Origin of the sequence: Pantoea sp. Acro-807, from assembly GCF_011752675.1 — a bacterium.
Classification (GTDB): domain Bacteria; phylum Pseudomonadota; class Gammaproteobacteria; order Enterobacterales; family Enterobacteriaceae; genus Pantoea; species Pantoea eucrina.
The window spans coordinates 267,338-287,814 of sequence record NZ_VWXE01000003.1 but is presented as its reverse complement, the minus strand read 5'-3'; the positions used below and the strand labels follow the sequence as shown (position 1 = coordinate 287,814).

General features: G+C 60.0%; 4 protein-coding genes. 1 reads left to right on the top strand and 3 read right to left on the bottom strand.

Features of this window, described 5'->3' with window-relative positions:
• Positions 1–26 precede the first annotated feature (26 nt).
• The 3 genes from F3J39_RS10065 to speA form a co-directional block, all read right to left on the bottom strand.
• Entirely contained in the window at positions 27–14,564 is a 14,538-nt protein-coding gene (locus F3J39_RS10065; protein ID WP_166714137.1) for an Ig-like domain-containing protein, read from the bottom strand.
• A 304-nt stretch (positions 14,565–14,868) separates the two neighbouring features.
• On the bottom strand, positions 14,869–15,558 hold the full coding sequence (locus F3J39_RS10060) for an EAL domain-containing protein (protein ID WP_071668583.1): 690 nt from the start codon (positions 15,556–15,558) through the stop codon (positions 14,869–14,871).
• Positions 15,559–16,222: 664 nt separating this feature from the next.
• Entirely contained in the window at positions 16,223–18,202 is a 1,980-nt protein-coding gene (gene speA, locus F3J39_RS10055) for a biosynthetic arginine decarboxylase (protein WP_039380074.1), read from the bottom strand.
• Positions 18,203–18,987: 785 nt separating this feature from the next.
• On the opposite strand from speA, the gene metK reads away from it, so the two are divergent.
• Positions 18,988–20,139, top strand: coding sequence for a methionine adenosyltransferase (gene metK / locus F3J39_RS10050; protein ID WP_039380075.1), 1,152 nt, complete (start codon positions 18,988–18,990; stop codon positions 20,137–20,139).
• Positions 20,140–20,477: the final 338 nt, after the last annotated feature.

Here is a 20,477-nt window from a genome sequence, read left to right as displayed (position 1 = left end):
GTGATGCTTCCCTGCGTCACACACCACTATGCCGTGTGGTTTTGGTGCGGTTGCTGCAGCAGCTCCTCCAGTGACACGTTAACGCCTTCCAGCGTGATCAGCTGCGTAGTGCTGTAGCCCGTCCCGCTACCGTCACGATCGATTGAAAGCACGGTGCTGCCATCAGAAGTATGGTCCACTTTCACGAAATCATTAATATTACTTGTGGAATCATTCCAGCCGATCAGCAGTTCACTGATATCAATCTTGTCTCCCTGGGCGACGTTAAAGTCGGTCCAGGTGTCGTGGCCGTTGCCGCCGGTGGCGTCAGCGCGATCCAGCAGATGGTAAACCAGCGTATCTGCGCCGGCGCCAGCGGTGATGGTGTCATCGTAGGCGCTGCTGGTCAGCGTATCGTTACCGCCGGTTCCGTTAATGGTCGGGTGCAGCTCAATGGTGAAGCTGTGGCTGGTCAGGGTGCCGTCCCGGCCCGCCAGGGTGTAACTGAATACCTCCTTATGCGTAATGTTCTGGACGTTAACATCCGCATTGAGTGAGTAGGTGTAGCTTCCGCTGGCGCTGACCTGCAGCACGCCGAACTCACCGGCTACCTGCGTCATACCGGCCGCTCCCACCGTGGTTTCTGCCCCCAGAGCATTAGTGATGGTTAAGGTTCCGCTGTGCGTGCCGGCGCTGTCAGCCCAGATGCTGCCGCTCGCGTCATGCTCAGCGCTGCTGCTTTCCGCCAGCAGACTGGTGGCGGCAAACAGCGTGGCCGCCGGGCCGTTATGCAGCGTTACCGTCAGCGTGGCGGAGGTTACCGTGCCGCTGGCGTCCCGCACTGAATAGGTAAAGGTATCCGTCGCCGGCAGCGTGTCGATATTCAGTCCCGCTTTCAGCGCATAGGTATAGTTGCCTCGCGCATCCAGGGTCAGCGTACCGTAGCTGCTGTTGATCACCGTATTACCCGTGCCAGCAACCGTTGCGCCGCCCGCCGTTGTAACCGCCACACCGGCCGGTACCGTACCGGCTATCGAACTGGTGTCGTTCGCCAGCAGATTACCGGTGACGGTGGCCGCCGTGGTCACCGCCAGCGTGGTGTAGTCTGACACCGTGCTCACGGTAGTGGTGGGCAGTACGCTGAGGTTGGTATTCGCGCCGACCACTACCGCGTAGTTACCGGTACTCAGATTGCTGTAGGTGACGTTACCGCCGCGAATCGTTCCGATTGAGAGCAGAGAGCTGATGTAGTTGCTCTGCGAACTCACCAGCTGCCAGGAGCCGTTACTCAGCTGCGTGTAGAGGTTTAGCGAGTAGTTAGCCGCCACGCCGATACTGTTTACTGAGCCGTAGAGCGTTACCGTGCGGAAATCGTCCTGACCCACATTGAAGATATAGGCGTTACCGTTATTGAGCACGCTGGCGCCCAGTAGCGAGCCGACCCCCAGGGTAAGCAGCGCCGTGTGCGAAGAGTTCACGGTGCCGTTATTGATGGTGGCCTGCGTGGTGCCGTAATCAACCTCGCTAACATCGTTGGTCGCCACAACGCGGATGGCTCCCAGCAGCGACGCCGATGGCGAAACGTTGCCCGCTCTGTCGCTCTGCGTCACCGAGAGCGTGGCACCGGTAGTCTGCGCAGTGCTCAGCGCCACTGACCAGCTGCCGCCGCTGCCCACCGTGGTGGTGCCGAGCGTGACGCCGCTGGCGTCGCGGACCGTCACCGTTGCGCCGACCTCGCCGCTGCCGGTGACGCTGGTGCCGGCGCTGTTGATCAGCAATCCGGATACCGCCGCCGGTGGAACCGTGTCAACGGTGATGGTGGTCGCTACGTTGGTGCTGCTGACGTTACCTGCCGGATCAGTCACCGTGGTGCTCAGGGTATGCGCCCCGTTGCTCAGCGCCGCGGTGGTAAAGCTCCAGCTGCCGCCCGTACCCACCGTGACGGAACCCAGTGCGGTCGTGCCGTCAAAAATGGTCACCAGCGCGCCCGCTTCTGCCGTACCGCTCAGCGTCGGCGTGGTATCGCGCGTAAAGGCACCGCTGGTCAGCGTTACCGGCGCGCTGCCCGCATCATCCGTAATGGTGAGCGTGCTGGCCACCGGCGCTACGGTGTCAACCCGCAGCGTGACCGAAGCCTGCGGGCTGACGTTACCCGCCGCGTCGGTCTGCGTCACGTTGAGCGTATGGGGACCATTACCCAGCGCTGGCGTGATGAAGCTCCAGCTGCCGCTGCCGCCGACGGTCGCAGTTCCCAGTAGCGTAGTGCCGTCGTAAACGCTGACGCGTGCACCCGCCTCGCCCGATCCGCTCAGCAGCGGCGTGCTGTCATTGGTCACGCCGTTGTTGGGGATAGCGATCGCCGTACTGCCATTGTTATTAGCCAGGGTCAGGCCGGTTACGGCAACCGGCACCGTGGTGTCGATAATCGCCGTCGAACTGATGCTGCTGCTGACGTTACCCGCGGCATCAGTGGCGGTGATGCTGAAGGTGTGCGATCCCTCGGAGAGGGCTGTTCCCGGCGTGAAGCTCCAGCTGCCGCTGCTGCTGGCGGTCACCGACCCCAGGACAGTGGTGCCGTCGCGCACAATCACCAGACTGTTTGCCTCGGCCGTGCCGCTCAGGGTTGGCGTGCTGTCGCGCGTCGCGCCGCCATTTACCACCGTGGTGTTGTTAATGTCGTTGGTGACCACCAGCGTTGGCGCAGCGGGGGCCACGGTATCAACGGTAATCGACACCGCCGGCGTCGCCGGGCTGACGTTGCCCGCGGCGTCACGTACCGTCGTGCTCAGCGAATGCACGCCGTTGCTCAGCGCAGCTGGCGTAAAGCTCCATGCGCCGTCGCTGCCTGCCACCACCGATCCCAGCACCGTGCTGCCGTCATACACCGTGACGACCGCGCTCGCCTCCGCCGTCCCGCTCAGCGTTGGCGTCGCGTCATTGGTGACTGCGCCATTTGCCAGCGGTCCGGTCACCGGCGCCACATCGTCCGTGATCGTCAGGTTACTGACCGCTGCCGGCGCCACCGTATCCACCGTCAGCGTGATGCTGGCTGGCGGACTGACGTTTCCGGCGGCGTCGGTCTGGGTCACGTTCAGGGTGTGGCTGCCTTCACTCAGCACCGGGCTGACAAAGCTCCAGCTGCCGTTACTGCTGACAATCGCCGTGCCCAGCGCAACATTGCCGTCAAGGATAGTTACGCGTGCGCCCGCCTCACCGGATCCGGTCAGCAGCGGCGTGCTGTCACTGGTCACGCTATTATTGGGAATCGCGATCGCCGTACTGCCGTTGTTGTTGGCGGCAGCCAGACCGGTAACCGCACCTGGCGCAACGGTATCAATGATCGCCGTTGAGCTGACGCTGCTGCTGACGTTGCCTGCCGCATCGGTGGCGGTGATGCTGAAGGTATGCGATCCCTCAGCGAGCGCTGTAGCAGGGGTAAAGCTCCAGCTGCCGGTACCGCTGGCGGTGACTGAACCGAGTAGCGTGGTGCCGTCGCGGATAATCACCAGGCTATTGGCCTCGGCGCTGCCGCTCAGGGTTGGCGTGCTGTCGCCGCTTGCTGCGCCGTTCGCCACCGTAGTGTTCGCCACGTCGTTGGTCACGACCAGCGTTGGCGCAGCCGGCGCTACGGTGTCCACGGTGATTGCGACCGTGGGCGACGCCGCGCTGACGTTGCCTGCCGCATCACGCACCGTGACGCTCAGCGCATGCGGACCATTATTCAGCGCGGGCGACGTAAAGCTCCACGCGCCGCTGCCGTCGGCCACAGCGGAACCCAGTACTGCAGTGCCGTCATAGACGGTGACCACGCCCCCCGCCTCTGCCGTACCGCTCAGCACCGGCGTGGTGTCGTTGGTCACGGCGCCGTTAGTCAGAGGACCGGTGTTCGGCGCGGCGTCATCGGTGACCACCAGATTGCTTACTGCGGCTGGCGGAGTGGTATCGACCGTCAGCGTCAGCGTCGCATTCGGGCTGACGTTACCGGCCGCATCGCTGGCGGTAACGTTAAAGGTGTGTGCCCCCTCTGCCAGCGCCGGCGTGACAAAACTCCACGCGCCGCCGCTGCCCGCCGTTACCGATCCGAGAACGGTGTCGCCGTCGCGGATCGTCACCACGCTGCCCGCCTCTGCCGTGCCCCTGAGCAGCGGAGTGGCATCGCTGGTGGTGCCGCCGGCGGCAATTGCCACCAGCGCGCTGCCGTTGTTGTTAGCCGCGTTCAGGCCGCTCACGGCGACCGGCGCCACGCTATCCACAATCAGCGTGGTGCTGGTCGCGCCGCTGACGTTGCCCGCCACATCGGTGGCGGTGACGCTCAGGGTATGCAGTCCCTGGTTCAGCGTAGTGCTGACATAGCTCCAGCGTCCTTCCGCATCAGCGGTCACCGAGCCCAGCACCGCGTTACCGTCGCGTACCGTGACAATGGCGTTCGCTTCCGCCACGCCGCTTAAGGTCGGCGTCGCATCGCTGCTGTAGCCACCCGCCGGGATGGTTGCGCTGGTCACATCGTTGGTCACCACCAGCGTTGAGGTGGCTGGCGCAGTGGTATCCACTACTACGGTAAAGTTCACCGGATCGCTGCTGCTGCCCGCCGCATCGCGTACCGTGACGCTGAGCGGATGCGTACCTTCGCTCAGCGCGGCAGGGGTGAAGCTCCAGGCTCCGTCGCCGTTTGCCAGCACCGATCCCAGCACCGTAGTGCCTTCACTGATCACCACCACGCTGTTTGCCGCGGCGCTGCCGGAGAGCGTTGGCGTGGTATCGTCAGTCGGCGTACCGCTGGTCAGCGGCCCCTGAATCGCGCCGGCGTTATCCGTTACCGTCAGTGCCGTGACCGGGGCGACCGCTGCGGTCAGCACGGTAAAGCTGATATCGCTCACCGGGCTGACGTTGCCCGCCGCATCGGCGGCACTCACGCTCAGCGTGTGCGGACCATCCGCCAGCGCGGCGGTGGTAAAGCTCCACGCGCCGTTGGTGCCGGCGGTTACCGAGCCGAGCACGGTGGTGCCGTCCCGCACGGTAACGATGCTGCCCGCCTCAGCGGTGCCGCTCAGCTGCGGCGTGTTGTCGCTGGTGGTGCTGCCAGCCGCGATAGTCAGCGGCGTGCTGCCGTTGTTGTTGACCGCCGTCAGGCCGGAGATGGCCGCCGGTGCCACGGTATCCACCACTACCGTGGTGACGGCAGAGGCGATACCGGTATTACCGGCCGCATCGGTGACGCGCACGCTCAGGGCGTGACTGCCCTCGCCCAGCGCGGCAGGGGTAAAGCTCCAGGCGCCCACGCCGCTGGCGATAGCGGTACCGAGCAGCGTGGTGCCGTCATACACGCTGACCGTGGCGTTTGCCTCCGTGGTGCCGCTCAGCGCTGGCGTACTGTCGTTAATGGTTGCCCCGCTGGTGAGCGGCGTATCCGAATCACCCGCGGTGACGTTCACCGTGCCGGCCGCAGGGGCTACCGTATCGACCGTGATGTTCAGCGCGCCGGAGCGATCGCTGACGTTGCCCGCCGCATCGGTCACTGTCACACTAAGCGCGTGCGCGCCCTGGCTCAGCAGCGGCAGCGTGGTGCTCCATGCGCCGTCGCCGTCAGCAGTGACCGAAGCGATTACCGTATTGCCATCGTAGATGGTCACCAGCCCGCCCGCTTCCGCCGTGCCGCTGAGCTGTGGCGTACTGTCGTTAGTCACGCCGTTATCCGTTACCGGCACCGGCGTGGCACCGTTGTTATTGGCCGCCGCAAGATCGGTGACGACGTCGGGCACGACGGTATCGACAATGAAATTAATCACCGCTGACGGATCGCCAGGATTGCCGGTTTCATCCGTGCTGACGACAGAAATCGCGTGCGCGCCCTCATCCAGTACCGGATCTGGCGTATAGCTCCACTGTCCGTTCGCGTCTATCGGCAGAGTAGCCAGCACTGTACCGTTATCAGAAATGGTTACAGTGCCATTTGCCGGGCCCGTTCCCTGCAGGACCGGCGTGTTGTCACGGATATCGGCCCCGTCTGCTACCGTTACCAGCGTGCTGCCGCTGTTATCGGTGATCTGCAGCGTGCTGTCGACCGGTGGCAGATTGGCTTCAACGGTCAGCGTGAAGGCGTCAGTAGCCGGGCTGACGTTACCCGCCGCATCGGTCACGGTGAACGTAAAGCTATGCTCGCGGTTTGACAGCGCAGCGTCTGGCGTAAAGCTCCAGCTGCCGTTTTCGTCAGCGGTGGCCGTTCCCAGCAGCACGTTGTCGTCATAGACCGTTATCGTGCTGCCCGCCTCCGCCGTGCCGCTGAAGGCCGGGAGATTATCATCAGTGATCGCGCCTGACGTCAGCGGACCTTCAGCGCCGCCGACGCTGTCGGTAACAAGCAGATCGTCAATTGCCTCCGGTGCCACCGTGTCGATAGTGATGGTAATCGGGCCGGTAACCGGGCCGGCGGTGCCCGCCGCGTTGCTGACCGAGACGCTGAAGGCATAGGTTGCATCGTCCAGCGCTGCGGATTCATAACGCCAGACGCCATTCTCACCCACGGTTGTGGTGCCAACGATGGCTCCATCCTGAATGATATTCACTACCGTGCCGGCGACGCCGGTTCCGCGCAGCACCGGCGTGCTGTCACTGGCGAAGCCGTTGTTCGCCACCAGCACCGGCGTGGTGCTGGCGTTGTTGTAGATATCAAAGCTCAGCACCGCGGCTGGCGTACTGGTATCGACCGTAAAGCTGACCGTCGACGCCACCTCGCTGACGTTGCCCGCTACATCGGTGGCGGTCACCGTCAGGGTGTGCGCCCCCTCAGCCAGCACGCTGGTGTTGAGGCTCCAGGCCCCCTGAGGATCGGCGGTGGTTCTGCCAACCTCCTGCGCACCGTCATACACAATAATGGTCGCTCCTGCCTCTGCGGTACCGCTGATGAGCGGCGTCGCATCAGGAGTTACGCTGTTGCTATTGATGGTTACCGGCGTCGCTTGTATATCATTCTGCAGCAGCAGATCGCCTGCCGGCTGCGGCGCAGTGGCATCAATATTGATGGTCAGCGCACCGGACGGTGCGCTGACGTTGCCCACTTCATCGGTGACCGTGGCGCTCAGCGTGTGCTGGCCGTCGGTCAGTACCGGTGAGCTGAAGCTCCAGCTGCCGTCGCCGTCCGCCGTCACCGAGCCAATCACCACTCCGCCGTCATACAGCGTAATCAGGCTGTCGGGTTCCGCGGTGCCGCTCAGCAGTGGCGTATTGTCCGTGGTCAGCGCGCCGTTTGTCAGAGGCTGCGGTGTCGTACCGTTGTCGTTACTGACCACCAGCGATGTGGCATCCGGCAGCGTGGCGTCCACGGTAAAGGCGACAGGAGCAGAAGCCGGACCGGTGTTACCGGCCGTATCGGTCACCGTGGTGGTGAGGCTGTAGCTGCCATCGTCCAGCTGCGGCAGCTGATAGCTCCACTGTCCGTTACTGCCGGTGGTCACGCTGGCCAGTATTGCGGTTCCGTCCAGAATCGTTACCACGCTGCCCGGCTCTGCGGTGCCGCTGAGGAACGGCGTATTATCCGTGGTGATGCTGCCGCTGGCGATAGCCACCGGCGTGGTGCCGTCGTTGTTCGTCAGCGCGATGTTCGCTGCCACCGCCGGCGGCGTGGTATCAACGATCGCACTGAAAGTCACCGGTGCGCTGACGTTACCAAGCGTGTCAGATGCCGTGGCGGTAAAGGTGTAGCTGCCGTCCGCCAGCGCGGTGGCAGGCGTAAAGCTCCAGCTTCCCTGTCCGTTTACCGTGGTGGAACCCAGCAGCGTACCGCTCTGATCGGTAAGGGTAATAATGCTGCCCGCATCCCCGCGACCGCTGAACAGCGGCGTGCCATCATTAGTGAGGCCCCCGTTGGGAACGGCTACCGGCGCAGTGCCGTTATCATTACTCAGCGTCAGCTGCGTAACGGCGGAAGGCGCCGTGGTGTCCACGGTAAAGGCGATCGGCGCACCCGGCGCGCTGCTGTTACCGGCGGCGTCGGTGACCGTCACGCTCAGGCTGTGCGGGCCGTCGCTGAGGATCGGCGAGAAGCTCCAGTTACCCTGTGCATCGGTCGTGGTGGTACCGAGGATCAGATTGCCATCAGATACAACGATGGTGCTGCCAGGCTCTGCGCGACCGGAGAACTCAGGCGTGTTGTCACCGGTGGTGGAGCCGGATGTAATCGCCTGCGGCGTAGCGCCATTGTTGTTCACCAGCGCGATCTCAGTGGCCGCAGCCGGTGCGACCGTATCCACGGTAAAGGTGATTGTGGGCGAAGCGGGGCTGGTGTTCCCGGCTGCGTCGCTGACAACGGTGCTCAGGTTATGCTCGCCCTGCGTAAGCGCGCCAGTCGTGAACTGCCAGCTGCCGCTGCTGTTCACGGTAACCGAACCGATTTGCGTAGCGCCGTCATAGATCAGCACCACGCTGCCCGGCTCGGCTGAACCGATCAGCTGCGGCGTCGCGTCGTTGGTCACGTCACCGCTGTTGATCGGCACCAGCGTACTGCCTTCATTGTTGTTAACCAGCACGTTCTGCGCTGCTTCCGGTGCCTGCGTATCCACGTTAATCGTGGTTACGGCCGAGGCCGGACTGACGTTGCCCGCCGGCGTCGTCTCCGTAATGCTCAGCGCATAGCTGCCATCATCCAGGGCTGCGGGCGTATACTGCCAGCCGCCATCCCCACCGGCTACCACGCTGCCGATAGCCGTGCCGTCATTATAAATAGTGATGAGACTGCCGGCGGCGGCCGTACCGCTGAGCTGCGGCGTACTGTCGCTGGTGTAGCCGTTACTGGCAACCGGCACGCCTTCGCCGGAAGTGACGGAGAAAGCAGGTGCAGCCGGCACGCTGGTATCCACCGTCAGGGTCACAGAGTTGCCTGTAGCGCTGACGTTGCCTGCGGCGTCGGTCGCGGTGGCCCGTAAGGTATGTGCGCCATCGGTCAGGACCGTGTCGCTAAAGCGCCAGGCCCCGTCTGCGTCTGCCCGGACAGAGCCGATAGCGGCTGTTCCGTCATAGAGCGTTACCAGGCTACCTGCCTCAGCGCTGCCGCTCAGCACCGGTGTGGCGTCGTTGGTGACGCCGGTGATCGGTGCGTTATTGTCATCCCTCGCGGTCAGGTCGACTACGGCGCCAGGGGCTGTGGTATCGATGGTGAAGTTATATGCAGAGGAGGCCGCGCCGGTGTTACCGGCGGCGTCAGTCACTCGCGTGGTCAGGCTGTAATCGCCCTCAGCCAGCGGCGCATCCGGCGTAAAGCGCCAGCCGCCGTCACTGCCTGCAGTGACGCTGCCCAGTACTTCGCCGTTGTTATAGACGGTCACGATGCTGCCCGCTTCCGCCGTGCCGCTTACCACCGGCAAGGTGGTATTAGTCGCACCGGCCTCATCGACAGGGCGCGCCACGCCGCCCGCCTCATTGCTGACCTGCAAAGCCTCTGCAGCTTCGGGTGCCGTTGTATCAATGGTGAAATTCAGCGGTGCCGATGGCGCGCTGACGTTGCCCGCCGGATCGGTAACGGTAGTGGTCAGGCTGTAATCGCCCTCAGGCAGCGGTGCCTCTGGCGTGAAGCTCCAGTTGCCGTCTGTATCTGCGGTTACGCTGCCCAGCACCGTGTCGCCATTGGAAACGGTGATCAGCGCACCCGGTTCGGCGCTGCCGCTCAGCACCGGCGACGTCGTGTTGGTCACGCCGTTATCAACCGGCAATGGCGTTTCGCCGTCGTTGTTACTGAGCTGCAGCTCGCCTGCCGCCGCTGGCGGAATAGTATCAACGGTAAACACCAGCGCAGCAGAAGGCTCGCTGACGTTACCCGCCGGGCTGGTTACCGTAGCCGTCAGGCTGTGCGGACCCTCGCTCAGCGGCGACTCTGGCGTAAAGCGCCATGTACCGCCGTCATCCACGACCACGCTGCCCAGCACCGTGGTGCCGTCAAGTACCGTTACCGTGCTGCCCGCAGCCGCCGTGCCGCTCAGCACCGGGGTAGTATCACTGGTAGTCCCGTTGGTGACCGTCACCAGCGTGCCGCTGCTGTCATTACTCAGCACCAGATCGTCCGCCACAGGCGGCGGCGTGGTTTCAACCGTAAAGTTAAGCGGTTCAGACTCATCGCCGCGGTTACCCGCCGCATCCGTGACCGTAGTAGTCAGGCTGTGCGGTCCGGCTGCCAGCGGCGTTTCCGGCGTAAAGCGCCACGCTCCGGTGCCGTCAGCGCTGACGCTGCCCAGCAGCGTGCCGTTATCATAGACGCTGACCGTGCTGCCTGGCTCAGCGCTGCCGCTCAGCGCCGGCGAGGTGTCGTTAGTTACGCCGCCGGCGTTGATGGCGTTACCGTTTTGATCGTTACTCAGCTGCAGGCCGCCTGCCGCAACGGGCGGCGTAGTATCAATGGTCAGCACCAGCGGTGCAGAAGGCGCACTGCTGTTCCCTGCCGGTGAGGTGGTGACGGCCGTCAGGCTGTGCTCACCGTCTGCCAGCGGTTCGTCTGGGGCAAAACTCCAGCTTCCCCCCTCTCCCACGGTAACGGAGCCCAGTACCTCATCCCCATCTGAAATTGTCACCACGCTGCCTGCGGCCACGCCGCTGCCGCTCAGCAGCGGCGTGGCGTCATTCGTCAGACCGTTGTTAACCGGAACCGGCGCAGTACCTTCATCGTTAGCCGCCTGCAGAGCAGCGGGTGCCGCTGGCGCAGTCGTATCGATGGTAAACACCACTGCCGTGGACGCTGCCCCGCTGTTGCCAGCCGGATCGGTGACAACCGTGGTCAGGCTATGTTCACCCGGCTGCAGTACCGGTGAGGTAAAGCTCCAGCTGCCGTCGCTACCGGCGGTGGTGCTGCCCAGCACGTTACCGTTATCAGAAACGGTGACGGTACTGCCTGGCTCAGCGCTTCCGCTGAGTACCGGCTTAGTGCTGTTAGTGATGCCGGTGATTTCGTTACCGTTTTGCCCGTTGCTCAGCAGCAGATCGCTGGCGATCGCGGGTGCAGTAGTGTCGATCACCACGCTGACCGGGGCACTGGCCGGCCCGGTGTTGCCCGCCGTATCGGTTACGGTGGTGGTAAGCGCGTGCGCGCCTTCATCCAGCGGCTGCGGCGGCGTAAAGCTCCAGCTGCCGTCGCCGCCCGCCACGGTACTGCCCAGAACGTCGCCATTATCAGAAACGGTGATGATGCTGCCCGGCTCGGCGCTGCCGCTGAGGGTCGGCGTGGTTTCATTCGTGGCACCGCCCGCCGGCAGCGCGTTACCCTCCTGGTTATTCAGCTGCAGACCGCTGGCGGCGGCCGGTGGCTGCGTATCTACCGTGACCGCCACCGGGTCAGAGGCGGGGCCGGTATTACCGGCCGCATCGGTGACCGTGCTGGTCAGCGCGTGTTCGCCATCGCTGAGCGGCGGCGTGGTATAGCTCCAGTTGCCCTGAGCATCCGTGGTGGCGGTGCCAAGCACCGTATCACCGTCGCGGACGGTCACCGTGGAGCCAGGCTCCGCGGTGCCGCTCAGCGTCGGCGTAGTGAGACTGGTGCTGCTGCCTGGCGTAACCGGATCGCCATTTTCATTGCTGAGCTGAACACCGGACGGCGCGGCGGGCACGCTGGTATCGATGGTGATATTGATAACCGATGAGGAGCTCTCCGCCCCCGCTGCGCTGGTGGCAACCGCCCGGAACGCATAGGGGCCGTCGGCTAACGCGGCAGGCGTAAAGCGCCACTGGCCGTCACCGTCTGCGACGACGCTGCCCAGTAGCGTAGTACCGCTATAGAGTCTGACCACGTCGCCAGCGGTGGCGACGCCGCTCAGCACCGGGGTGTTATCGCCGGTGCTGTCGTTATCTGCCAGCGTAACCAGCGTGCTGCCGCTGTCATCTGTTACCTCCAGTGAGCTGGTTGCCGGCACGCTGCCGGCATCAATCGCCAGCGTAAACGCCGGTGACGCCGGGCTGACGTTCCCTGCAGCGTCGGTCACGGTGGTGGTAATGTTATGCTGACCGTTGCTCAGCGCCGGCAGCGTCAGGCTCCAGCTGCCGTTGCTATCCACAACGGCGCTGCCCAGCAGCACGTCGCCGTCATAAATGCGCACCACGCTGCCCGCTTCGGCCGTGCCGCTCAGCGTCGGCGTGTTGTCATCGGTGAGCTGGCCTGAAGTCAGCGGGCCGGTACTACCGCCTGCGTTATCAGTGACCTGCAGATTGCTGACCGCCGCTGGTGCGACTGTATCCACGGTAAACGTGAGTGGCGCAGAGGCGGGGCTGCTGTTGCCAGCCAGATCGGTTACGGTGGTGGTCAGGCTGTGGCTGCCCTCACCCAGCTGCGGCGTGGTAAAGCGCCAGCTGCCGTCGCTGTTGGTGGTCACGCTGCCCAGCACGGTGTCGCCATCGCGAATCGTCACCAGCGCACCCGGTTCCGCCGTGCCGCTCAGCACCGGCCGGGCATCGTTAACGGTGCTCTCCGGCGCGATATTGACTACGGTGCTGCCGTCACTGCCGGTTAGCGTCAGCGCATCAGCCGCTGCCGGTGCCACGCTGTCGACGGTGATATTCAGCGGCGCGCTTTGCGTGACGTTGCCTGCGCCATCGGTAGTACGCAGGTAGAAACTGTGCAGCCCCTGGAACAGACCGCGCAGGGCAAACGACCACTGGCCGTTGCTATCGGCGACAACGCTGCCGATTTCAGTGTTTCCGTCAAAGAGTGTAATCAGGTTGCCCGGCGTGCTGACGCCGCTTAGCGTTAACTCCTCGCTGCGCGTGGTCGCGCCGTCGGTCAGCGGCTGCAGCGTATTATCACCGGTGCTTACCGCTTCCAGCGGCGCGGTCGCTGGCGGCAGATCCGCCTGGACGTTAAGCGTGAAAGGTGTGCTGGCCGGACCAATGTTACCGGCCGCGTCAGTGCTGATAACGGTGAAGCTGTGCGCGCCGTTGCTGAGCGCAGGGGTGGTAAACTGCCAGCTGCCGTTAACGTCAACCAGGGCCACACCAAGCAGTACGTCACCATCGTAGATGCTGACCGAGGCGCCCGGCTCCCCGCTGCCGCTCAGCACGGGCGTATTGTCATCAGTAGTGGCGTTTTGCGGCAGCTCAACCTGGCTGTCGCCCGCGTCGTCAAAGACCCGCAGATCGGTTATCGCCTCCGGAGCCGTGGTATCAACCGTCAGCTGCAGCGGAGCGGAAGCGGGGCCGGTATTGCCTGCCGCATCCGTCACGGTAGTAGTCAGAGTATGGCTGCCTTCACTCAGCACCGGGGTGGTAAAACTCCAGCGCCCGTCGCTGTCTGCGATAGCGCTGCCCAGTACCGTCGTGCCGTCACGTACGGTGATGACGCTGCCTGGTTCAGCGCTGCCGCTTAACACCGGCGTGGTATCACGGGTCACGCCATTCGTGGCAATTGGCGCGAGCGGGCCGCTGCTGTCGCTGCTGAGCAGCAGATCGCTGGCGACGGCTGGCGGCACCGTATCAATAGTAATGGTCAGCGTGACGGATGATGTGCTATTTCCGGCGGCATCGGTGGCTACCGCGCGGAAGGCGTAGCTGCCATCCGGCAGCGCTGCAGGCGTAAAACTCCACTGCCCGCTTGCGTCGGCAAGCGTGCTGCCAAGTACGGTAGTGCCGTTATAGAGCGTAACCAGCTCATTGGCGCCCGCCAGCCCGCTCAGGGTTGGGGTGGTGTCACGCGTGCTGGACCCGTCCGGCAGCGTACGCAGCGCAGGGCTGCTGTCATCGGTGATTTCCAGCGTGCTGCTGGTAGGTGCGATGCCGGCGGCGACATTGATCACGAATCCGCTGGTGGCGGGACTAACATTGCCTGCCGCATCGGTGACCGTCACGCTCAGCGTGTGGCTGCCGTTATTCAGTGCCGGTGTGGTAAAGCTCCAGCGCCCGTCTGCTCCCGCCGTGACGCTGCCAAGCAGAACGGAACCGTCATACACTTTAACCACGGCTCCCGCTTCCGCCGTACCGGTCAGCGTTGGCGTATTGTCATCGGTGGTTTGCCCGTTGAGTAACGGCCCCTGGCTGCTGCCGACATTGTCGCTGACCACGATATTTCCGGCCGGATCGGGTGCGGTGGTGTCGCCGTTACCAGGATTGCCGCCACCGTTGCCGGGATCGCCGCCGCCAGGATTGTTGCCTCCGTTACCGGGATTAGTGCCGCCGCCGGAATTACCCGTATCGTCATCGCCACCGCCACCGCCACCGCCACCGGTCGCAAACAGCGCCCCGATACCGGCCAGAGCCGCGCCGCCAATACCGAATGCGGCAATCGTGCCATTATCCGTTACGTTTTCTGCCAGCAGGCCTTCAGTGCTGTCGATCGACACATACTGAAAGCCCTCTGTGCCGGGATCTTCAACCCACCAGAGCGCACCGCGATCGTCCTGCAGGACCAGATCGCTGTCGCCATTGGCGCTGTAAAAATCATGAATAACAAGTGTTTCACCTGATTTAGTGGTTACGACTAAATCATTACCATTGCGTGTGAAAGCCTTAATGTCAGCCTGATTCAGGTTAAGTTTAACCACACTGGGTGCGTTCAGCGTAACCTGAGTACCGCTCACTTCGTTAGCAATCGTCCCACCTTTGGGCGTGATAGAAATATTGTTCATGTTATCGGGATCCCGCGCAGATATAAGTTTATGAGCGTTACTGGCACGCCCGGTATCATCAGATACCGCTTGCTATCGCAAGTAATTCAGTGAATTACTTACATCCTTCATCGGCCGTTCTTATTCCGGTAAAAGAGTAAGAACAGCGCTGAACAGGTTTAATTGCGGATTCAGAAAGGACATCAGGCGTTATGCGGAATACAGAAGCGTGATTCAGAAGTGAATATAAGCGCAGCAGGCACGCTTACCTTTTCAGCTGAAATGACTTTCTGCGCAGACCATAATCGCAAAGCTGTGTGCTGAATTACGCAAATAAATCATCAAGATAAACACTCTGCCAGTGGTAACCCTGCATGCCATAAACGGGCTTATGCGCAAGCAGATCCACATAGTGCTGATTTTCAACCCCCTCAACAATGACGCCGCGGCATAATTGATTAAGGTGATTAAGCAGAATGTCAAAGGTGCGGTCTTCGCTGAATTGCCAGAAAAACGCTTTATCAATCTTGACGATCTCAAATATTCCGCTGTCAAGCATGGTCAGGCTTGAATAACCCGGACCAAAATTGTCGAGCCAGAGAGGAGCCGGCGTAATTTTCGCTACGCCTTTAAGGGTCAGCAGATCCTCACTATTAAAACGCGAGGTGAAAAATGCAGAGATTTCCAGCCGCAATAATGCAACAGACGCCAGTTTTTCCTGAATGACTTCGTCTGCAAATATGCCGGCAACAATATCTCTGTCTACGTTTACGCTGATAACCTGGTTAAACCCCTGCTGACTAAGCTGAATAATATTTTCGACCTGGTGAAGGAATAGCTGCCATTTCTCATCGGCAGAAAGCAGAGAGAAAAAATGCTCTTCTCTGTCGGGATTGCGTTGTGTAGTTGTCGCTTTTTTTTCTTTAAAACGTGTCAGCAGCTCCCATGAAGTCACCTCTCCGGTCAGACTGTGAACGGGTTCCAGCAAGAAAACCGGATTAAAACGCTCGGTCATGGCACCCTTCCTGAAGACGCTGCTGATAAGACTCTAAATATCAGATTTATTCATGTTATCTGAAATCTAAACATCGACAAAAATTACTATAGCAACTGGAGATTAGCCTGCAATTTACATTTTGAAAAATAGTTTTCAGCTAAAAATGGCCATGAAATGATAGCTAAAACCAATCATTTTCTGACAACCGTTCCGGTAATATTCTATAACTGGCACCTGTAAATAAGCCTGTTCTCTTGCACTGCGCGAGCATCAGCGCCTCACTTAGCGTTATATTACTGATTTTAAGTTAAATCAATGTTAAGGCGCAGCGTTATTAGCGTTTCACTTTAGCAATAACCGGCTATTTTTCAGGAAACCTGGCGCCAGTAAATGCGCCAGATGCATCACGGCTAAAAGCATCTCTTATTTATTAAAAACATAAATAAATTATGATTTAAGGATAAGCGAAACATAAAAAAATTTATCAATACATAAGAAAATGCAGTGCCAGAGCGAGCGATACCGGCAGAGGATATTGATTTTTAAGCCAAATTGATCGGACAGCAGCGGCAGAAGAAAACGAGGAAGTGGCGCTCGTATGAAATAGTGAATTACGTCACAAACCAGAAAAAATTTTACAGCAAAAAAAAGGGCCCCGCAGGGCCCGATACGTTATTACTGATTATTCATCTTCAAGATAGGTATAACCATAAAGGCCGCTTTCAAACTCGGCAAGGAACTGCGATCGCAGCTCTTCATCTATATCCTGCTGTTGTTTCACCTGATCGCGGAATAGCGTCATCAGATCGTCCGGATTCAGCTGTACATATTCCAGCATGTCAGCGACGGTATCCCCTTCATCTGATAACTGCACTTCCACGCTGCCATCCTGGAAAGCAAACACATCTACTGCTTCGGTGTCACCAAATAGATTATGCATATTGCCGAGGATCTCCTGATAAGCACCCACCATAAAGAAGCCCAGCATTGGCGGATTATCCACATCATATTCAGGCATCGGCATAGTGGTTGCGATCCCGTCACCGTCAACGTAATGGTCGATTGTCCCATCGGAGTCACAGGTAATATCCAGCAGCACAGCGCGACGCTGCGGCATCTTGTTCAGACCTTCCAGCGGCATAACCGGGAAGAGCTGATCGATACCCCAGGCATCCGGCATCGACTGAAACAGAGAGAAGTTAACGTAGATTTTATCTGCCATACGCTCCTGCAGCTCATCGATAATCGGGCGGTGTGCACGATTGCTCGGATCCAGATGCTGCTGGATGTAGTGACAAATGCTCAGATAGAGCTGTTCCGCCCACGCGCGCTGTCCCAGATCGTAGGTGCCGGATGAGTAACCGGTGTGGATATCAAACAGATCCATCTGGCTGTCATGCAGCCATTCACGCAGCGAACGGCGCACATTGGGCTCATGCATCTCCTGCCAGGTATCCCACAGGCTCTGAATCGGGCGCGGTGCATCCGTATCAGGTGCGACCGGCGTGCTGAATTCGTTACGCTCTACGCCGATGATGTTAGAGACCAGCACGGTATGGTGTGCCGTTACGGCGCGGCCTGACTCAGTGATCACCGTCGGATGTTCAAGACCATGCTCTTCGCAGGCGTCGCCAATCGCCCAGATAACATTATTGGCATACTCATTCAGGCCATAGTTTACCGAGCAGTCAGACTGGGAGCGGGTGCCTTCATAGTCCACCCCCAGGCCGCCGCCGACGTCAAAGCATTTGATATTTACGCCAAGCTTTGCCAGCTCAACATAGAAGCGGGCAGATTCGCGTACGCCAGTCGCGATATCGCGGATATTCGCCATCTGCGAGCCGAGATGGAAGTGCAGCAGCTGCAGGCTGTCAAGCCGGCCAGCTTTGCGCATGATATCCACCAGCTGCAGCACCTGAGATGCCGCCAGGCCAAACTTCGATTTCTCACCACCGCTCGACTGCCACTTACCCGAGCCCTGCGAGGCCAGGCGCGCGCGGATGCCGAGACGCGGTACCACATTCAGACGCTCCGCCTCTTCCAGTACCAGACGGACCTCGGTCATTTTTTCCAGCACCAGGTAGACTTTATGGCCGAGCTTTTCACCGATCAGCGCCAGCCGGATATATTCACGATCTTTATAGCCATTACAGACGATAACGGTGCGCGTTTTGCCCGCGTGCGCCAGTACCGCCATCAGCTCTGCTTTTGAGCCCGCTTCAAGGCCCAGCGGTTCACCCGAGTTAACCAGCGATTCAATGACGCGCTTGTGCTGATTAACCTTGATCGGATAAACCAGGAAGTAGTCGCCTTTATAACCATAGGATTCGCGTGCGCGCTTGAACGCCGCGTTGATGGAGCGCAGGCGATGCTGCAGGATCTGCGGAAAACAGAACAGCGCCGGCAGACGCTGACCGTCAGCCTCGCGCTCTTTGACCAGCTTCGCCAGGTCAACCCGCACCTCAGGCCGATCGGGATCCGGACATACGCTGATATGGCCCAGCTCGTTTACGTCGTAATAGTTGTTGCCCCACCAGGCGATGTTATAGGTGCGCAGCATACGGCTCGCTTCCTGATCGCTTATCGCCACCTCCTGCATTGAGCGGAGGACACCCTGTTCGCCAGCTGACGAACCCTTGATATTCTTCATGTCGTCAGACATCGCGAACCTCAGTTTTCTGTTGAAATAGTAGAGAGTTATCAGGTACTGCTGGTGCGTTTGCGGCTAAAAACTTATTCATGCTGCGTGTCCCGCCTCATCAGGTTACCCCGGGTGTTACTGCCAGTAAGTGTAAAACATCGTGCTGCAGTCAGTGGAAATCCAATCGGATTTGGCACGGCTGCGGGTATAAATCACGCGCGTGTGCTGGTGTCTGATTTCAGCCGCAGTTTAATGGCTATGCATGTCGTCATGATTGCGCGGCGGCAAACATCGACAGAAAGAACAGGAAGAGTGAACAGCAGAAAGAGAGGCCAGCGCGCAAAATATGCGCTGTGAACCAGAGAGCAGATGGGAACGGTTCATTACTTTACTCACCTCCAGCGCCTGCGGGCAGCATGCGGAAACGGAGCGGAAAAAAATCAGACACGGTATCTGATCGTGCAACGCCTGACGGCGTCCTGGCATCAATAGCGGCGTTTTATACCGCCAGCCGGGTAAAATTGCAAAATCTTTGTCCCCGCCCTGCGCGCGCTGTCAGCAAAAGCTTCCAGTAAGCCGCTTTTTGAAACAAACCGAATCAGAAAAAGCTCTGGTAAAATGCACATCGGGTAACCTAAAATAGCCGTCCAGATGGTTTTCCATCTAAACTGAATAAGTTCCAGGCGGTGTGAGCCTGGCGTGCTGACACTCCCTGCTGCTCGTGGCTTTGCCTGAAGGGGCGCTAAGCAGGTTTTTCACTGGCGCTATGCAGTCGAATTCAACCCATTTCTAAGGTAAAGAACAGAATGGCTAAACACCTTTTTACATCTGAGTCCGTATCAGAAGGACATCCTGATAAGATCGCTGACCAAATTTCCGATGCCGTGCTGGATGCCATCCTCGAACAGGATCCGAAAGCGCGCGTGGCCTGCGAAACTTACGTCAAAACCGGTATGGTACTGGTAGGCGGTGAAATCACCACCAGCGCCTGGGTCGATATTGAAGAGATCACCCGCAATACCGTACGTGAGATCGGCTATGTTCATTCTGATATGGGCTTTGATGCCAACTCCTGCGCCGTACTGAGCGCCATTGGCAAGCAGTCACCTGATATTAATCAGGGCGTAGATCGTACCGATCCGCTGGAGCAGGGTGCGGGCGATCAGGGTCTGATGTTTGGTTACGCAACTAACGAAACAGATGTGCTTATGCCTGCGCCGGTTACCTATGCGCACCGTCTGGTGCAGCGTCAGGCTGAAGTGCGTAAAAATGGCACGCTGTCCTGGCTGCGCCCGGACGCCAAAAGCCAGATCACCTTCCAGTATGATGGTGGCAAGATTGTTGGTATCGACGCTGTCGTGCTCTCAACCCAGCATTCAGAAGAGGTTTCTCAGACCGATCTGCGTGAAGCGGTGATGGAAGAGATCATTAAGCCGGTGCTGCCTGCTGAGTGGATCAACGCCAGCACTAAATACCATATCAATCCGACCGGTCGCTTTGTTATTGGCGGCCCGATGGGTGACTGTGGCCTGACCGGCCGTAAAATCATCGTTGATACCTACGGCGGCATGGCTCGTCACGGTGGCGGTGCTTTCTCCGGTAAAGATCCATCAAAAGTTGACCGCTCTGCAGCCTACGCCGCGCGCTATGTGGCAAAAAACATTGTTGCTGCCGGCCTGGCCGATCGCTGCGAGATTCAGGTTTCCTACGCTATCGGCGTGGCAGAGCCAACGTCGATCATGGTAGAAACCTTTGGCACTGAGAAAGTACCGACCGAACAGCTGACGCTGCTGGTTCGTGAATTCTTTGACCTGCGCCCTTACGGTCTGATTCAGATGATGGATCTGCTGAAACCTATCTATAAAGAGACCGCCGCCTACGGTCACTTTGGCCGCGAACACTTCCCGTGGGAGCAGACGGATAAAGCCGCCCTGCTGCGCGAAGCCGCTGGCCTGTAAGCGCAGAGTATTCTGTTTAATAGCCCGCTCTGTGCGGGCTTTTTTATGCCTGAACGTACCCCACCGCTCTGATTTCGTAACTCATCCGGACCAGGGGTGGGTCATGTGTAACCACAGGGGCGGCATTTATGCCGCCCTGGCTGCGTACATCATCTGAACCAGGGGCGCATTAATGCGCCCCCTGGGTGCCGTGCCGTTAATCGCCCTGCGTGCTTCCTGCCGGGTGAAATCCTGCGGCATAGCTGGCTTCAGGCTTTCCCGGGCATAAAATTTTTCACTGGCTACACTCTTATCACCGCTGTGATAACAAAGTGTTAACGATTACATTCTAAAACTCT

Excerpts from the sequence above, each read along its gene's own strand:
- F3J39_RS10065 (WP_166714137.1), bottom strand. The coding sequence starts at position 14,564 with ATGAACAATATTTCTATCACGCCCAAAGGTGGGACGATTGCTAACGAA.
- F3J39_RS10060 (WP_071668583.1), bottom strand. The coding sequence starts at position 15,558 with ATGACCGAGCGTTTTAATCCGGTTTTCTTGCTGGAACCCGTTCACAGT.
- speA (WP_039380074.1), bottom strand. The coding sequence starts at position 18,202 with ATGTCTGACGACATGAAGAATATCAAGGGTTCGTCAGCTGGCGAACAG.
- metK (WP_039380075.1), top strand. The coding sequence starts at position 18,988 with ATGGCTAAACACCTTTTTACATCTGAGTCCGTATCAGAAGGACATCCT.